This is a genomic window from Bradyrhizobium sp. 956_D2_N1_4 (assembly GCF_052076025.1).
Taxonomy (GTDB): domain Bacteria; phylum Pseudomonadota; class Alphaproteobacteria; order Rhizobiales; family Xanthobacteraceae; genus Bradyrhizobium; species Bradyrhizobium barranii.
On sequence record NZ_CP197237.1, the window covers coordinates 1,828,055 to 1,845,277 of the forward strand.

The window sequence follows — 17,223 nt, forward strand, 5'->3', positions numbered from 1 at the left end:
TAGAGATGATCCGGGTCGTGCTCGCAACAACGATCGCCCTGCTGTTGGGCTGTTCTTCGAGTGAGGCGCAGGTCTCAACGATGGGCACCACGGCGATGGGCCTTCCAACCGTACCGGGCGCGATCGTGACCTCGCCGCTCAATAGTCCGGGGCCCTTTTCCGCAACAACCGAGCCTGGCGTTCCCGACACGACGCTGGCGCCTGTTCCGCTCGCCTCGGATCCGACGACGCCGGGTACGGTCGTCGTCTGCGCCACGCCATCGACGTCCCCGATGCCGGTGCCGGCGACCCCGATCGTATCGAGCATCGGCTCGTCAGCGTCAGGCATCGGCGCTCCGCTATTGCCGGTCACAGGGCAAACCGGCAGCTCCATCGGAACGATTCCCGCAGCGGCACCGGCGGGAACGGGGACGACGGTCGCATGCAGCTCGACGCCGGGAGGGCTCGCGACAAGCGCTGCGTCCCTGCCGCTCTCGATCCCGCAAGTGCCGTCCAGTCTCGCGCCCGGCACGATCCTGGCGGACACCAGCGCTGCCGGCGGTACCGGCATCGATCCAAATGCCGCCGTCATGCCGAGCCCGAACAGCACGGCCTGCGCGGAAGGCGTCTCGATGAATCTCGCAGCGCCTGCGACCGTGTTGCCGGCCAACGCCTCAGGCGCGGCGCCAACGCCGGGAGTGTCGCCGATCTTGCCGCCGGGATGCTGAGGCGACGCCGCTACAGGACTCTCGTCGCACCGCGTGCGGATCGGGGGATGACACGTCGGCTGGCGTAGCCTTGGCCGTACCAGCGCTTCACGTTGCCGGGCGTAGCTTCAAAACTTCGGCGTCGGGCGGCAGCATCGTTCCACCGTCCCGGTATTTCCAGTCCACCATCACGCCCTTGTTGCCCCGTACAGTGGTGCGGCCGACGAAGGTCCCCATGGTGCTCTGATGGTCGATCGAACGCCAAATCGCCGGGCCGAACGGCGTTTCGAAGCCGACGTTGCCAAAGCCGTCGGCCATCGCCTCGGTATCGAATTTCCCGAGCTTTGCGATCGGTGCCACGATGGAGCTGATCAAGGCGTGACCGACCACGGATCCCATCGTGGGAGCCTCGCCATATCGTGCGGAATAGGCCGAGACGAAGGCGTTGTTGGCGTGATCCAAGACCTCGGTCACCGGATAGCCGGTCACGATCCATCCTTCCGGGGCGTCCTGCCCGAGCGGAAGAAGGTATTCGGGTTCGCCGGTCGTGAACGACACGACGTGTCGCCCTTCGAACAGGCCGCGATCATTGCCTTGCCGGACAAATCTGGCGAGATCGGGTCCGAAGGTGACGTTGAGGATCGCTTCGGGTTTCTGCTGCGCGAGAGCGTTAACGACCACGCCGGCATCAATGGCGCCCAGCGGCGGCCACTGACTGTTGATGAACTCGACGTCGGGACGACGGCGGCTCAGAAGCTGCGTGAACCATCTTACGGCCGACTGCCCGTATTCGTAGTTCGGGGCGATCGTCGCCCACCGCGTCGCCTTCAATTGAGCTGCCTCCTCCACCAGCATGGCTGCCAGCATGTATGTCGAGGGGCGGAGCCGGTAACAATATCGATGCCCTTGCTCCCAAACGAGGGCGTCGGTGAGCGGTTCGCTCGCCACGAAGAGGATCCGGTTTTGCCGGGCGAAGTCGCTGATTGCCAGTCCGACATTCGACAGATATGCGCCTGCCAGAAGATCGACGTCATTCCGCCGCACCAGTTCTTCGGCGGCACGCAGCGCGACGCTCGGCTTGCCTTCATCGTCCCGGCTGATGACCTGCAGCTCTCGCCCGAGGAGACCTCCACTCGCATTCAGCTGTTCGACCGCCAACTGCCAGCCGCGGCGATAGGGCAGGGTAAACGCGGGCGCGCTGCTATAGGAGTTGATCTCGCCGATCCTGATCGGTCTCGTGCCCTGGGCGCGGATGATGCCGGGCGAAAACACCGACGCGCCAACACTGCCTAAGACCTGTCGTCGAGAGATGCTCATCTGGTGCGATCCGGAGGATTGAGTGTGAGGGCTGGTCCAGCGCTGCAGGACATGTCGTGCCGGTCGAAAAGATCAGCAACCTAGTGGCAGGTGCAGGACGGGGGCCGGTCGTCGCCGCCTGTCGAAATCGAGATGCCGGGACTTGCAGCGAGACCGCGCGCAAAGGCGAGCGCGGGAAGATCGACCTCCCGATCGAACAGAGCGCTGACCGGACCGACGAGATCGAGAGCGGTCTGCTGGCGGTCCGACGCCGCCATGATCCTTGCCCAGGCTGCCGCGACCTTCAGCTCATAGAAGCGGCATTGCTGCTCTCTGGCAACGGACAGGCCCTCGGAGAACAGGACTTCCGAGCGGGACCGATCTGACGAGCCATCGGCAAGCAGGATCTCGCCCTTGATCCGCAGCAGATCAGCAAGGCACCACAATTGCTGGCCTTGCCGGGAGATGGCCAGGGCATCTTCCACGGCGGCCAGGGCCTGCGCAGTCTCGCCGACCGCGAACAGTCCTTCGGCGAGCGATCCGAGAAATTCGGGATTGCGCATCAGCCAGCCGTTCTCGGCCCGCGCTTTCAGTCCGCTGCGCAGCAGATCTATTCCATCGTGATGTCTGCCTTGCAGGACGAGCAACTGCCCCTTCAGGCAGGACGTCCAGCTCGTCCAGAAAGCTATTCCCTCGCGCGTGACGAGCTCGAGGAGAGACGCTATCGCCTGATCGGCAGTGGCGACATCATGCGTCATCAGCGCAATGGGGCACACGGCGTTCCGCAGCGCGTAAGCGATCGCGAGCTTGTCCTTCTCACGCTGCGCCTCCTCGAGGCATTCCGCGGCCAGGGATCTGCTCTGGGCGATCTTTCCCTGGAGCAGCAGCACGCGGGCTAACATGGCCTTTGCCAGGACGGTCTGGTTGAGCAGGAACCACATCTGGTTCGTGCCGTCCTTCAATCCGTGAGCCGAGTGGTCCAGGGACAGGGTCAGTTCGCGTCGAGCTTCCTCCTGCGCGCCGTAAAAATGGGTGGCGGCGCCGATCAGGCGGCGGCCGACCGTCTCGTTGGCGGGGTTTCCCGTGCGAAGGGCGATCGCCAGATATCGCTCTCCGACGCTCTTGGCCGCGTCATATTGGCCCGAGTTGAGATTATAGCTCCACAGCGTCCAAACAGCCTTGAGCTGAAGCTCGAGATCGGACAGCTCTTCGCCGAGTGCAAGCCCGATGTTCAGGGCCGCCTTCATGCGATCCGCCGAGCCAGTCGTATTGAGAAGCGCGAACCCCAGCGCGACGTAGAGCTGCGCCTTGAGCCTTGGATTGCAGGTGAGCTCTCCGTCAAGATGGGCGAGAGCGTGCTCGACCCGGGTCGAGCATTCCATGAAGGACAGCAGTTGCATCCACACCGGCACAAAGCCGGCCGTCAGCTCTACGCCGAGCGCGGCATCGCCGCCGGGTGCGAAGGCCCAGTCGAGCGCTGCATGCACGTTTCCAATTTCCTGGGCAAGGCGAGTGAGATCGTCGGAGGCGGGGGAGGCATCGCCAGGTGGCATGATGAGCTGCCTGAGAAAGCCCGCATGCCGTCTGCTGGCCTGCTCGCAGAGCCCTGCTTCTGCCAGCTTCTCCAGAGCATAGGCGCGGGTGGTCTCCAGCAGACGCCACCGCCCTTCGAAGGAGGGATCGAGCGAGACCAGCGATTTTCCGACCAGATTGAACAGTGTTTCGATGACGTCCGACCGGGACAACGCGTCGTCCATCATTGCAATGGCCGCATCGAGTGTGAAACCTGCCGGAAACACCGCGAGCCAGCACAACAGCCTTTGCTCGTCGGGCGATAACAGATCGTAGCTCCAGTCCAGCGTCGCTCGCAGGGTCTGGTGCCGTGGCAGTTGGTCCCTGCGGCCGCCGCTCAGCAACTCCATTCGCCTGTCCAGGCGAAGCAAGACCGTGTCGACCCCAAGATTCGCGGTCTGAGCCGCGGCGAATTCCAGCGCGAGCGGAATTCCGTCGAGCCGGCGACAGATGGCAGCCACTTTCAGCAGATCGTCCGCGCCTGGAGAGAAGTTCGCGCGTAGCGACTGTGTGCGAGCGACGAAGAGCTGCACGGCGCTTGCCTGCAACAGCACACCGGGATCACGCAAACCAGAGTCCGGAACCGACAGCGGCGGGATGGTCGCAACGTATTCGCCATCGATGCGGAGGCCTTCCCGACTGGTCGAAAGAATAGTGACATTGGGACAATAGCGAAGTGCGGCACTCGCGATCTGTGCAGCGATGTCGATGACATGCTCGCAATTGTCCAAGATGAGAAGCAGACGCCGTGACCCGATAGCCTGCGCGATGCAGGCGGCCGAAACCTCCTTGTCACTCAAGGCCAGCTTGAGCGCACGGGCGGTGGTCGATGTCGCAAGTGCCGGATCATGCAAGGTCGCGAGCTCGACCAGCGCCACCGCACCATCGAATGAGGATGCGACCAGGCGCGCAAGTTCGATGGCCAGCTTTGTTTTCCCGATGCCTCCCGGGCCGACCAAAGTCACGGCCCGATATGCGAACATAAGTTCGGCAATTTCGCTCAGGCAATCCTCGCGCCCGATAAGAGGAGCGCGCGTGTTCGGCAGGTTGTTCGAAAAGGATTCGATGGCCGGGACGGATACCGATGTCGCTGCGGGCTGATCCAAATGCCCGCTTCGCCAGGTCCCGGCGAGGGTATATCCACGGCCCGAGATCGTCTTGAGGAGATCGCGATCTTTGCCCAGCGCCTTGCGGACGGCGGAGATATGGACCTGTAGCGTGTTGTCCTCGACGGCCAGGCCTGACCAGACACTTCCGATCAAATCATCCTTGGTCACCAGGTGACCGGCGCAACCCGCCAGTTTCTCGAGAATCTCGAATGCGCGGCTTCCGATCGGGACCGTGATGTTGTCGCACTTCAGCTCTCTCCGCTGGCAATCGATGAGCCAGTTACCGAAAGAGTAGGTTCGTACAGCGGGCGAAGGCGACATAAGGGGGTCCGTGGATCAGCTTCACTGCCGCAATCTAGGAGAGTGACGTGACCCCCAAAGATCACCGCCCCTGGCAAGATTCTGAAAGCGTCAGTATGCCCAGGTGTCGTACAGGGGAGGCCGTTGGGGTGTCAAGACGACCTTCTCAGTAGCCGGCTGTTCGCCATGGCTCGATGCAGGCGTCCGAAACGCTCGTTGCTTGCACACGAATTCGTGAGGACGAATGGGAGTGCCAAAATGGGAGAGCGGGCCGGAAGGAGCGTGCAGCACATCCCGACAGCAACACGGGGCAGGGGACTTCGCGTCGCAACGGTTCAGAAGCTCGGCAGCCTGCTTGGTCTCTTCGTTATCGAGCGGTCGAAGCGACACCTGTTCACATCGCGAGCTGCAGGATATCGCGCGGCATCTCGATTGAAAGGATGGCACGACGCATCGCTTCGACTGTGTCGGCAAGTCGGCGAAGGAGAGCCTGAAGTTTCCTGATTTTGCGCCTCTTCACTCGCGATCGGGCCATAGCTTGCTACCTTACTCTGCGATCGATGCGCTTCGCCGGAATGGGGCATCATCGTTTGGATTGTCCTTGCCAGAGTAAGATCATGTCTCAGCCATTATTACTGTCGCCACAACCGAAGCATGGCGACACCCAGGCGACCGTCACCGCGGACGAAACAGATTTCCGCTCGGCCATCGCAATGGCCTCGATCGCGCCGCTTCCGAAGGTCATCGCGCCTACCACCGTTTCGCGCAGGGACGATCTGTCCCCCCTTGATGCAACGACGATTGCCTTCGAGCGGCTCGGTCTGGTCATTGCGATCGAAGGGCGGCCACGGCGCAGCTCCAGCATATCCCCGTGTAATCCGGCGCGCGACACCGGCTGGCTTCGCGTCGAAATCCCGTGGCAACGCGCGGCCATGACTGCACCTAGCTCTCTGACAACGGCGCCCATTTGTGACGACGATCCGGTTGTTCAGCGCCTGTCCGAAGCTCTCGTCGCGATGGAGCGATTGAAGGCCACCGATAGCGCCCTTTGCGTCGACGCCCTGCGATTTGCCGTCATTGCCCGGCTCCTTGCCTTGCGGTCCGAGGCGGAGCCGAGGTTCGACGAGCGAGCCCGCGTCGGCCAATGCACTTCTGAAAGGCCGGTCCACGGATTGCAGAAGTGGCGGCTCAAGCGGGTGCTCGACTATATCGAGACTCACTTCCGCAAGAAAATCGTGCTGGCGGATCTTGCCGCGGCCGCGGGCCTGAGCCGGATGCATTTCGCCGCCCAGTTCCGCGCCGCGACGGGTTGCAGGCCTCACGAATATATCTTGCGGCACCGGATACAGCGCTCCAAGGATCTGCTGCGGGACTGCGAGATGCCGATTGTTGAGGTCGCGCTCACAGTGGGTTTTCAGAGCCAGGCCCACTTCACGACGACGTTCAGGCGCTTCACGGGTGACACGCCGAGTCGATGGCGAGATGCCGCTGCGGCTGGATTCGATCTTTGATGCCCCTGCCTCGACCGAATAGGCCTCTGCCCTCGCGGGGCCTGAGACTGCAGTGGCGAGGTTGGTGAATTCCGCGATGGAGCTGGCATCGCTCTCGGATCCGCTGCAGATGCCGGGCCGCGGCGTTGGTACGGATCAATGCGTCTCAGACAGGGCCGGTCGGAAGAACGGGGCTTCATAGGGCCGCCATTCTTCCTCCAGTCACGTCTGTGAGATGGAAGCCCCCGAAGCGCCGAGATGAATCTCTTCAAGTCCGCGCTGACGATTGCCTTGCGGCAAGGGGGCTCGCTCCGGCTGGCGTGCTCAATAGCCCGACTTGGGCTCGCACGGAGGCCGACGCCAGGGGTCGCTCGCATACGCGCCGACGTCGGGAGCGCGAACACAGTTGCGCTTGGACGTCACCGGAACGCGCTGAACCGACGCATAGGCGTCGTCATTGGTCCGGCGCGCCTGGTTGTTGCCTTCGCGAGCCATCGCGGGGGAGGCGATCATGGCCGAAACCATCAGTCCCGCCGACAAGAGCTTCAGTGTAGTCATTGCACGTCTCCTTGACAAAGCGACGCCGGGAACGCCTCGGCTCGCCTGCCAGACATGTGTACGCGTGTGTCGGATGAGCAGTATCAATTGAACGATCATTTTCGCCTTTGCACGAAGTCGGCGCCCGCGCTTCATCTCGAAAGCGATTGCTCGCTAGTCGGGCGAAAGCGTTATCTGGTCCGAATGGCCATTCATGAGCGGACCGAACCATTCCCACTTCTCGCCGGTGAAGCGCATCATTTGGAGATGCTCAATCGGGCGAAAGTCCGTCGGCGATGTCTTGACCCGGACGCCGGGAATATAGGCCGCCCCCTCGATGTCGAGATTCGTCGCCACCTGCATGATCCTCTCGCGTGTGAGATCGTCGCCACAGCGCCTAAGCACCTCAACGAGCGCGCTCGACATATTGAATGCCACCAGCGGGCCGCTTTCGGATCGATCTGCGTCCGGATAGTATTTCGCCATGAACGCGCGAAAATGCTGCATGCCCGGGTATGAGTCCCACTGCGGGTCGGTCACGTCCATCTGGTACCCGGCACTCAGGACTCCCTTCGCGTTGTCCAGTCCTGCGAGCTTCAACACAGAGCCGACCGAAACCGAGACGTTCGTCATGATGTGGACGGGATGCCAGTCCAGCTCGGCGAGCTTCCTGATCGCCTGAGCCGCGAATTTTGGCGTGGCGACATTGATGAAAATGTCGGGGGCGGCCGCCTTGATCGCCACGATCTGCGAGTCGATTGTCGGCTCGCTGATTTCATATGGCAGGCTCGCAACCACCATTTGCGCGTACCCGTCTTGTAGCACCTCCTTCAGGCCAGCCAGATAGTCGCGTCCGAAGTCGTCGTTCTGGTAGAGGATGCCGATCCTGGCGCCAGGGTGATGCGTCAGGATATAGTCCGCGTAGATGCGTGCCTCGGTTCGGTAGCTCGGTAGCCAGCCGATCGTCCACGGAAAGTGGACGGGATCAGCCCAGCGAGATGCCCCCGATATGGCGAACAATTGCGGCACGTGGCGATGGTTCATGTACCTTTGAATGGCGGCGTTGCTCGCGGTACCGAAGGGGGCGAAGATCGCGAGCACTTCGTCGTCCTCGACGAGCCGCCGTGCCTGCTCGACCGCTCGGGACGGATTGTAGCCATCGTCGTAGGAGATGAACGCGACTGTCCGGCCGTTGATGCCGCCATTGTCGTTGACCATGCGAAAATACGCACTCATCGTCCTGCCGATGATGCCGTAAGCCGATGCCGGGCCGCTATAGGGCATGATGTTGCCGATCCTGATCTCGGTGTCGCTCGCACCGGGATCGTATCGCTGTTGCGCAGAGGCGCTGGCTGCGCCGGCCGCAAATATGACGGCGACGATCGCTAGTTTTCGCAAGCGCCTCGCAATGTCCGGACTCAAATGGCCACTTCCACCGGTGATCAAGCGATGCCTCCATAGCGCTGCTGGTCTTCGTGCCTGCCGGGCGGCGGTATGGCGCCAATGGAGGGCCTGCTCGTCCAACAGTCGATAGCCGGAGTGTAGCGCGGGACCCGACGCGAGCCGGATTACAGAAGCTGAAGAACTGTGAAGTTTTACAATGGTGTGCGTAGAATTGACCCGTCACCGGCGCCCGATCTGGGGGAGCGTTCTACGCCGTCGTCGCGAACAAACGTTCGGAGCCGATGATATCGATCGAGGCTCCGGACCCGCGGGGTGCGCCGCATGGCGCGGTCGCACTCCGAGCGAGGTCACAGACAGGCATGGTGACGCGGCAATTTGCCTTTGCGTGTTGCCGCCGCTCACCGATGCCCGTGGCGGTTGTAGATGTGGCCCGCTCCGAACACCGGAGCCGCGCCACCGGACCGCTCGAGACCCATTCGCCCTGCCGGCGTCAATGCGCCGCCATTCAGCACGTCGCGATTGGGATACATTGATGCAAATGCGGCGGGCTCCTGATCGGCATAGGACCAGGCCGCGGAGGCGGATGATATCGTTGCCGTTGAAAGCAGCACTGCGGCGATCAGGGTTTTGAATGCACTCATAGCGATTCTCCATTGCTTGTGATGTGCGGAGAGTCGCTTGGCGATGATCGCTGCTCGGCTGATGGCGTTTCCGGAATTGCTTTCTATACCGGGCTATATAGGCAGTCCGGCCGGAAAACCCCGCTTGTTGAGCATCACTCTTGCGAGAAGATGACGGGAATATCAGGCAGTGCGCGCGGTTACCAAGGTCTGATGCGTCTTCGAAGCCGAACTCTGTCACAATTGTCATAGTTGCTCGCGCGATCGTGCGTGGTCGAATCGTGTGCGACGCCCAGTTCTAGGTGCAGGTCATACAACATGAGGAGTGTGAGCCATGAGACTGCTCTGGTTTCTCTGCGTCGTCGCCAGTCTTGCGCTCTCGGGTGTCGCATCGGCCCGCGGCGGCATGGGATCCCACATGTCGATGGAGAGCGGTGGCGCGCTCGGTACCAGCGCTGCTGCGCCGGGAACGAACTCGCTCGGCACCGCGCTCCCGTCATCGGAGGGGGTTGGTCATCCGACGAAGGGACCGCTGCTCGGCTCGGATGCGACCATCGACAAGGAGGACGCACGGGTCGAGAAGATGCTGGAAGGATCCATCTGTCGCGGCTGCTGACGTGCGAGCATTGCGATATTTGCGGCGAGTGTCTGGCGGCCTTGGTCGCCGGACAGATTGTGTATTTTGAATGCGTTGGTGATACGCTGGGCGCAAGATCAAGCAACCGCCTGGGGCTATGCCGATGATGGCCGAGCCAAACCAGCGCCCCGTCTACGCTTGCGCTGAATGGGAGATCGATCTTGCCAGACGCGAACTGCGCTCGATGGGAGAGTCCGTTCCTCTGGGCGGTCGTGCCTTCGAGATTCTTGCGGAATTGGCTCAGGCCGAAGGCGGGCTGGTCACCAAGAATGACCTGACGGAGCGTGTCTGGCGCGGCGTCTTCGTCGAGGAGAGTGCACTTCGGGTCCATATCGCGGCGATCCGGAAGGCCTTTGGTTCGGATCGTGACATGCTGGCGACAACGGTCGGCCGGGGCTATCGCCTGCTGGGTTCATGGCGGACCCGGCAGATGGCTGCCCCGCTACAATCTGCCGCACCCCAGCCACTGCCGTCGACCAACATTCCCAATGCATCATTCGTTCTCATCGGCCGCACCACCGCGGTCGCGCGTTTGTGGGAGCTTCTATCGGCTTATCGCGTCGTGAGCCTCGTCGGGCCTGGCGGGATCGGCAAGACGGCCCTTGCACTACAAGCTGCCAGGACGCCGCCAGCCGGTTTTGCGGCCGACCGGTTGCTGGTCGAATTGGCCTCGCTGCCCGATCCCAAGCTCGTGTGCTCGGCCGTCGCCAGCACGCTCCGTATCAAGCTCGAAGGGGAGGAGATCACCCCGGGCTCCATAGCGCGCGCGATTGGAGCCAGGCAGTTGTTGCTCATTCTCGACAATTGCGAGCACGTCGTTGATACCGTGGCCCAACTGGCCGAGACGATCGTCAGCCAGTGTTCCGGAACGATCGTCCTGGCGACAAGTCGCGAAGCGCTGCGCATTGACGGCGAACATGTCTATCGCGTTCCGCCCCTGGGTGTGCCGCCCGAAGTCCGGCTCGGGTCTGACGCCGCATCGGCCTACACGGCGGTAGAATTGTTCACGACCAGAGCGAAAGCGCTGGGCTCCAGCTTCGCGCTCGACGAAGAGAACCTTGATGCCGTCGCAGCCATCTGCCGCCGGCTGGATGGCATTCCGCTCGCGATCGAGTTCGCGGCGGCGCGCGCCGTGATGCTCAGTCCGCCGAAGATCGCGGCACTTCTCGACGACAGGTTCAAATTTCTGACGACCGGCCGGCGTACTGCGTTGCCCAGGCAGCAAACGCTTCGTGCGACGCTCGACTGGAGCTACGATCTACTGCCGGACGCCGAGGCGCGGGTTCTGCGGCGGCTCGGCGTGTTTGCCGGAGAGTTTCTACTCGATGCCGTGATCGCGGTCGCCGGCGAAGGGATGGGCGATGTCACCGCGGAGCTTGCCAACCTGGTGGCAAAGTCGCTCGTCCTTGCGGATATTCGCGGCGAGCGCCCGTACTATCGCCTGCTGGACACCACGCGCGCCTATGCGCTGGAAAAGCTTCACGCCAGCGGCGAATTTCCCGGCGTCGCGCGCCGCCAGGCCGGATACTATGGCGGGTTCTTTGCGAATGCGGAAGCTGACAGCGAAGTGAAACCGCAGGCGGAGTGGCTCGGCTTTTATGGCCAGCACATCGACAACGTACGATCCAGCCTCGATTGGGCTTTCTCGCCCGACGGAGATGCGCAGATCGGAGTGGCGCTGACCGCAGGGGCCGTCCCGTTATGGGTACAATTGTCGCTCCTCGCCGAGTGCCGCGAGCGGACCGAACTGGCGTTGGCCAGCCTCGACGGCAGCGCCGCGGGCGCTTTGCGGCTCCGCATGCAATTATCGGCCGCGCTTGGCTGGTCACTGATGTACGGCGTTGGCAGGGCTCGAGAGGCCGGTCCGGCCTGGGCGGCGACCCTGCAGCTGGCCGAGCAGCTCGGCGACAGCGACTATCTGTTGCGTGCGCTTTGGGGGCTCTGCATCGATCAATTCAACAACGGCGAGTTCCGCAAGGCGTTGGAATTCGCGCACCGCTTCGCGGATATCGTGGCCGATTCCCAAAATTCGGTCGACCGGATGATGGGCGATCGGCTGCTTGCCACGACGCTGCACTACCTCGGTGACCAGCGGTTGGCGCATCATCACATTGGGCGGACCTTGTCTCGCCTTTCCGATCTGGCGGCGAAGCCGCAGGTGATCCGTTTCAGGTTCGACCTGCGAGCCTCGGCACGCTATTTCCAGGCGCGCATCCTGTGGCTTCTCGGGTTGGCGGATCAGGCACTGAGCGTCGTCGAGCGCAATGTCGAGGAGGGCCGTGCGAGTGGTCATGCCCTGACCTTCTGCAGCGTACTCGGCCAGGGTGCCTGTCCGATTGCTTTCCTGGCCGGCGACCTCGATGCTGCGGAAGGCTATTGCACCATGCTGCTCGAGCACACCGAACGTCATCCGATCCGTCTATGGAACGTATGGGCGCGCGCCTTCAGGGGCATGGTGATGGCGCGGCGTGGCGATGTCGCCGCCGGATTGACGTTGCTGCGCAAGGCGCTCGAGCTGGCGGGCGAGGCGCGTTTCCTGCCGCGCTTCCTGCTTCCTCTCGGCGAACTGGCAGCATGTCTCGGAGAGGTCGGCGAAGTATCGCTGGGGCTTGCGACCGCGGACGAGGCGCTTGCGCGCTGCGAGGCGAGGGATGAGCGGTGGTACGCGGCTGAGCTCTGGCGCATCAAGGGCGAGTTGCTCCGGCATCCCGGCGAGCGTCGCTCGGCTATCGCCGCCGAGCAGTGCTTCGACAAGGCTTTCGAAGTCGCGCGCGGCCAAGGTGCGCTGTTCTGGGAGCTGAGAGCGGCCATCAGCCTGGCACGGTTGAGGACGAGTCAGGGCCGTCCCGCCGATGCGCACCAAATCCTGGCTCTTGTGTACGGCAAATTCACTGAGGGTTTCGAGACCACGGATCTCAGGCTCGCGAGAGCGATGATGACGGAGTTTTCGACATAATAGTACGGTCGGTGCTCCAGGATGCCCCGGGGGCGGCGTCCGATACATGTCATCGGACGCAGGTGCGGCCTCGGCGAGCGCCGCATCCCCCGTGCTCCAGAACGTTGGCTTCGAAGTCCTATTGCCGGACCAAGAATGCGCCGGCCCCTCGACGCGGTCTTTCCATGCCGCGCGCTTCTATCCGGATTGCACGGCATCGCCGCCAGCCGCGCGACCTGGCCACTGCAGGTTCGCGCACCCCACGCGAGTTTGTCAGAGAGATTAACTCGCGGCGAGCGAGCCCGAAGGCGGAGACGCCAATTCGGCAAGCAATTCGCTGGCCGCTTTCAGGACGGGCGTATTGAACCCCTCGGTGAATCGTCCATAGATGGGCGCAAGCACGTCTTGCGCTTCACTGCGGCGGCCCCGCCGCTGCAATAGCCCTGCAAGACCGATTGCCGTGCGCAACTCAAAACCGAGCGCCCCCTGATGTCGGGCAAGGTCAAGTGATTGCGCCAGGCTCCGCTCCGCCTCCAGGAAGTCGGGATTGTCCTTGCGGATCAGCACTTCTGCCCTTGCCCGCAACATGTCCGGCATCTCCACCATGAAGTTGCGACGCCGACCCCGGGCAATCGCCTGATCGAGGATGTCGAGTGCTTCATCTCCACGACCTGTCGCCGCCAGAGCTTCCGCGAGCGGCACGCAAAGTCCGGCCGCCGCGCCGTAGCGCTGGCTCTGCAGCTTCTTGACGGAGGCGTTCAGCATGGCCAGCCCGATATCACTCTCGCCGCGGGCCAGTAGCGCAATCCCTTTCATGGCGTCGCCGACCGTCTGGAGGGTGGCGAGATTATGCTTGCGGGTCTCCACGAGGAGCCTGTCAATGTGCTCCTCGCACACCCCCACATCTCCGTTCCAGAGGAAAACACCGAATGCCCAGGGCAGCGCTATGCACAGTATGGTCGGATGGTTGATGGCGATCACATCGGAGATGGCTTGGCGCGCCGTCGCCGTGGCCTGATCGGGATGTCCCTCGAGCCACAAGATGCGGGCGAGGGTGATTTGAGGACGCTTCGGGTAATCGGACGTCAGGCCGCCACGGGAGTCGCCTTCCAGTCCCGGATGGGACAGCGCCGCTTCGACGTACGAGCGAGACGCGGCAACCTCGCCCAGATAGTGGCACGACGTTCCGAGCAACATGCGCATGCGCGCCACTCCGACGGAATCGTTGCTGGCGAGGGCAATCGCTTCGCCGCGCTTAGCGGTGGCCAGCGCATCGTCAAAATTGCCGACCAGCAATTGGAGCAGATGCAGTCGGCCAATCAGGCGGATTTGGCCGGCGACATCGCCAATTGTCTCGGCCAACCTGACCGCTCTGTCGAGATAGCCGACGCCCAATTCGTCGATTTGTCCCGTCAGCATCCGGGCCGACGCCAACGCGGCATGAAGTGCGAGGTCGTGCCTGACACTTCCGCCCGTCTCATGAAGCGCTTCGATTGCGCGCGTGACCCAGAACTGGCATTCGGTGAAGAGCGACAGCTTGAAGAACAGGGGGATCGCTGCCGCAGCGAGGCGGACGCCGGTTCTGCGGTCGCCTCGATCCGAGAAGCACCACGCCAGCGCGCTGCGTATGTCGCCGAATTGATCGGCCATCGACGACAGGCCTTCATTCGGCTCGTCGGCCGTCTTTTCAAGCAAATCCCGAAAGTAGGAGGCGTGGCGTAGCGGCACGATCTCGGCGTCGGGGCTGGCGGCGAGCTTCTCCTGCGCGTAGGCCCGCGTCGCGTCCGCGAGCCTGTAGCGCATCGATTGCGAGCCCTGGTTCAGGGCAAGCATCGACTTGGCCACGAGGTTGTCGAGCGCAGCCATGGTCGTGTCGTCGCTAGTGGGATCGCTGCCGGCGATCGCTCGGGCGGCTTCGGCGGTGAAGCTGCCGACGAACACGGATAGCTGGCTGAGAACCACCCGTTCGGGCTCGGATAGAAGATCGTAGCTCCACTCGATGGTTGCGCGAAGCGTCCGGTGCCGGGGCAGCGCCGTGCGTCGTCCTTCCCACAGCAGATTGAAGTGCTTGTCGAGGAGTTGGACCATGGCCTTGACTCCGTATGCGGTCACATGGCCGGCGGTGAGCTCGATCGCGAGCGGGATGCCATTGAGCCGACAGCAGAGGTTGCCGACGTCCGACGCGTTCGCATCCGTCAATCCGAACTCACCTCCAGCTGCGGCCGCGCGCTCCACGAAGAGCTTTACGGAGGGGTAGGCAATCGCGCTCTCGGCCGTCAGAACGGCATTTTCCGGCGGGCTTGTCAGAGGCGAGAGCCGATATGTGTGCTCGCCTTCGACCCGCAGCAGCTCCCGGCTCGTGGCCATGATGTGCAACTGCGGTGCCTCCTGGTAGAGCCGTTCGGCCAGCGCGGCTGCGGCGTCGACGACATGCTCGCAGCAATCCAGAATGAGCAGCATCCGCCGGTCGCGCAGGACTGCAACAAGACTGTTTGAGGGATCGTCCGATCGCGCCCGCAGCCCGAGCGAAGATGCTGCAATGGCCGGTACCAGAGCGGCATCGCGGGTCTCACCGAGACTGACGAAGTGAACCTGGCCGGCGAATTCCGCGAGAAGGGCGTGGCCCGCGGAAACAGCGACCGTCGTCTTGCCGATGCCGCCCGGGCCGACGACCGTGATGAAACGCTGGGCTTTGAGCCTTTCCGATATATCCTGGATGGTTTGCTCGCGGCCCACCATCTGCCAGGGATGTGCCGGCAGGTTGTGCGCGCGAACAGGCTTGGTCGGTGCAGGTTGATTCTGCTCCGGGCTCGCGGCCGAACCGACGAAACAATAACCCTGTCCCGAGACCGTGCTCAGATATTTGGCGCCGGCATTGCCGTCCCCGAGCGCCTTGCGGAGTGCTGCGATATGGACGCGCAAGCTGTTGTCATCGACGCTGGAGCCTGGCCATGTCCTGGCGATCAAATCGCTCTTGCTGACGACGTCGCCCGCATGCCGGATCAGTGTCAGCAGAAGGTCAAATGCGCGAGCCGACAGTTGAACCGGATTGCCATCTTTCTCGATCCGTCTCTGCGAGGCGTCCAGACGAAACGGCCCAAAGACGAAAATCTCTTGAGCGGAGCTCTCCTGGAGAGAGGGTCCGGTCGTGGCTGTTGTGGCGTTGCTCTGCCAGCGGTGGACCATTTGAAAATATTAAATCCGACGACCGACTCGTCGTACTCTATGACTTGAACTCGGGCCGAAACGTGTGACCGCGGTGGCAGCTCCAAACGTAACATCCAGCAGTATCGCGGTAAAGGATCACCGATGAATGTCGCTGATCACTTTCGTCCGGAGGGCAGGGAACTCCGGGGAGAGTCCCGATTTTTTGGGAACGACCGTCGATTGGGGAAATCTCCGCCAATGGGTGATCTCATCGGATCAACACGGGCTTGAGAAGATCCTCCAGGCCGATCCGGCGGAACAGTTCCGTGCGAGCGCGGTCGGCGACGGCGTCGACAGCTGCCGCCCCATCGTCATCCGGGCCGAAATGAACTTTCAGCGGACGTTGTCCGAACGGCATGTTCACGACATTCGCAACTGTGCTTGCGACATCTTGTGGGGCCGTATCCTTCGGCGAAAGCTGCGCGAGTCCCGCAAGCGCGATTTCACTCACGTCGGCGGTTGGACCATCCGCGTATTCTTCCGCCCGAACAGTATCCTGCGGCCGGCCGGATCGGACATAGTGGCCGGGTCCGAGAGCACTGGGAACGATGATGGTCGTCTCGACGCCCCAACGTGCGAGCTCGCCGGCGTAACTGAGTGCCAGCGAATCCAGGGCGGCTTCCGTTGAAGCACAGGCGCCGAGGAACGGAACCGAGCTGCCCCGCGCGCTGCTTGACGTGATCCATATCAGCAAGCCCTGACCCTGCTTGCGCAATTGTGGCAACGCCGCGCGATTGAGGCGCTGTGCGATCAGGACGTTGGTATCGTAGAGCTCGGCAAGCTGCTCCGGCGTGAAGGCTTCTGCGGGTCCGTAAACGACTTGCCGGGCATTGTGCACGACCACGTCGAGGCGGCCGTTTTCGGCGATGATGGTCTCAACGGCCGAGGTCACTGAGGATTCCGAAGAGACGTCAAACTCGATCGTGCGGAGATCGGGGCCGGGCTGGCCGGGATTTGATCCAGCCTCCTCGATCCCTTGCGCAATAGGGCCACTCATTTCCCGGCTTGAAACGTAGACCGTGTGGCCTGCCTGCATCAGTTGCCGGCAGGTGGTTCGTCCGATGCTGTTTGCAGCACCCGTGACGATGATCACTTTGCTCATTCGATTCCCAATCGCATTCCAGCCTCTGCGGCGCTGGCGGCCCCGTCGCGACACGGTCCATCGTTCGGGAGTCGACCGCCGCCATCGTGCGAAGCGCATCTGGAATAGGGCGGGGCGCAGGGTGGGTCTTTTCGGGCATCACGATCGATTGTCAAATTGCACGAAAAATTTCGAGAATGCCCGAAGCCGGATCCGGTCCGGCGAACGCCGAAGACAGTTCAGGCGTGCCTTCGCGAAATTGGCGGTGGGTTCGAAAAGATCGGGCCTTGGCCGCCGGCTACAAGGAGGCTGCGTCGCTCGAAAGAGCGCCGCGCGCACCCGATTGCCA

At 62.8% G+C, this 17,223-nt stretch carries 11 protein-coding genes; 4 read left to right on the top strand and 7 right to left on the bottom strand.

What is annotated here, in order from left to right; translation table 11 throughout:
• Positions 1-5: 5 nt before the first annotated feature.
• A complete protein-coding gene (locus AB7535_RS08195; RefSeq protein WP_161495808.1) occupies positions 6-707 on the top strand; it encodes a hypothetical protein in 702 nt (233 codons plus the stop codon).
• Between the two features lie 87 nt (positions 708-794).
• Here AB7535_RS08195 and AB7535_RS08200 read toward each other — a convergent pair whose 3' ends face one another.
• Complete coding sequence (locus AB7535_RS08200) at positions 795-2,003, bottom strand: ABC transporter substrate-binding protein (protein WP_085401037.1); 1,209 nt, start codon at positions 2,001-2,003, stop codon at positions 795-797.
• 80 nt (positions 2,004-2,083) lie between these two features.
• A complete protein-coding gene (locus tag AB7535_RS08205) occupies positions 2,084-4,984 on the bottom strand; it encodes an ATP-binding protein (RefSeq protein ID WP_085401039.1) in 2,901 nt (966 codons plus the stop codon).
• Between the two features lie 596 nt (positions 4,985-5,580).
• Between AB7535_RS08205 and AB7535_RS08210 the strand changes: the two genes are divergently transcribed.
• Positions 5,581-6,474: a helix-turn-helix transcriptional regulator gene (locus AB7535_RS08210; RefSeq protein ID WP_085401041.1), complete on the top strand. Its 894-nt coding sequence runs from the start codon at positions 5,581-5,583 to the stop codon at positions 6,472-6,474.
• A 303-nt stretch (positions 6,475-6,777) separates the two neighbouring features.
• Here AB7535_RS08210 and AB7535_RS08215 read toward each other — a convergent pair whose 3' ends face one another.
• The 3 genes from AB7535_RS08215 to AB7535_RS08225 form a co-directional block, all read right to left on the bottom strand.
• On the bottom strand, positions 6,778-7,011 hold the full coding sequence (locus AB7535_RS08215; RefSeq protein WP_063984302.1) for a hypothetical protein: 234 nt from the start codon (positions 7,009-7,011) through the stop codon (positions 6,778-6,780).
• 153 nt (positions 7,012-7,164) lie between these two features.
• Positions 7,165-8,388: an ABC transporter substrate-binding protein gene (locus AB7535_RS08220; RefSeq protein WP_244623235.1), complete on the bottom strand. Its 1,224-nt coding sequence runs from the start codon at positions 8,386-8,388 to the stop codon at positions 7,165-7,167.
• A gap of 404 nt (positions 8,389-8,792) precedes the next feature.
• Complete coding sequence (locus tag AB7535_RS08225; RefSeq protein ID WP_085401044.1) at positions 8,793-9,035, bottom strand: hypothetical protein; 243 nt, start codon at positions 9,033-9,035, stop codon at positions 8,793-8,795.
• Positions 9,036-9,348: 313 nt separating this feature from the next.
• Here AB7535_RS08225 and AB7535_RS08230 point away from each other — a divergent pair, with 313 nt between their 5' ends.
• Positions 9,349-9,630, top strand: a complete 282-nt coding sequence (locus tag AB7535_RS08230; protein WP_028153535.1) for a hypothetical protein — start codon at positions 9,349-9,351, stop codon at positions 9,628-9,630.
• A 124-nt stretch (positions 9,631-9,754) separates the two neighbouring features.
• On the top strand, positions 9,755-12,607 hold the full coding sequence (locus AB7535_RS08235) for an ATP-binding protein (RefSeq protein WP_354115604.1): 2,853 nt from the start codon (positions 9,755-9,757) through the stop codon (positions 12,605-12,607).
• A 261-nt stretch (positions 12,608-12,868) separates the two neighbouring features.
• Here the strand turns inward: AB7535_RS08235 and AB7535_RS08240 are convergent, their stop codons facing one another.
• Together AB7535_RS08240 and AB7535_RS08245 are read right to left on the bottom strand one after the other, a co-directional pair.
• Entirely contained in the window at positions 12,869-15,772 is a 2,904-nt protein-coding gene (locus AB7535_RS08240; RefSeq protein ID WP_085401047.1) for an ATP-binding protein, read from the bottom strand.
• A 229-nt stretch (positions 15,773-16,001) separates the two neighbouring features.
• Complete coding sequence (locus tag AB7535_RS08245) at positions 16,002-16,895, bottom strand: SDR family NAD(P)-dependent oxidoreductase (protein WP_085401048.1); 894 nt, start codon at positions 16,893-16,895, stop codon at positions 16,002-16,004.
• Positions 16,896-17,223 lie beyond the last annotated feature (328 nt).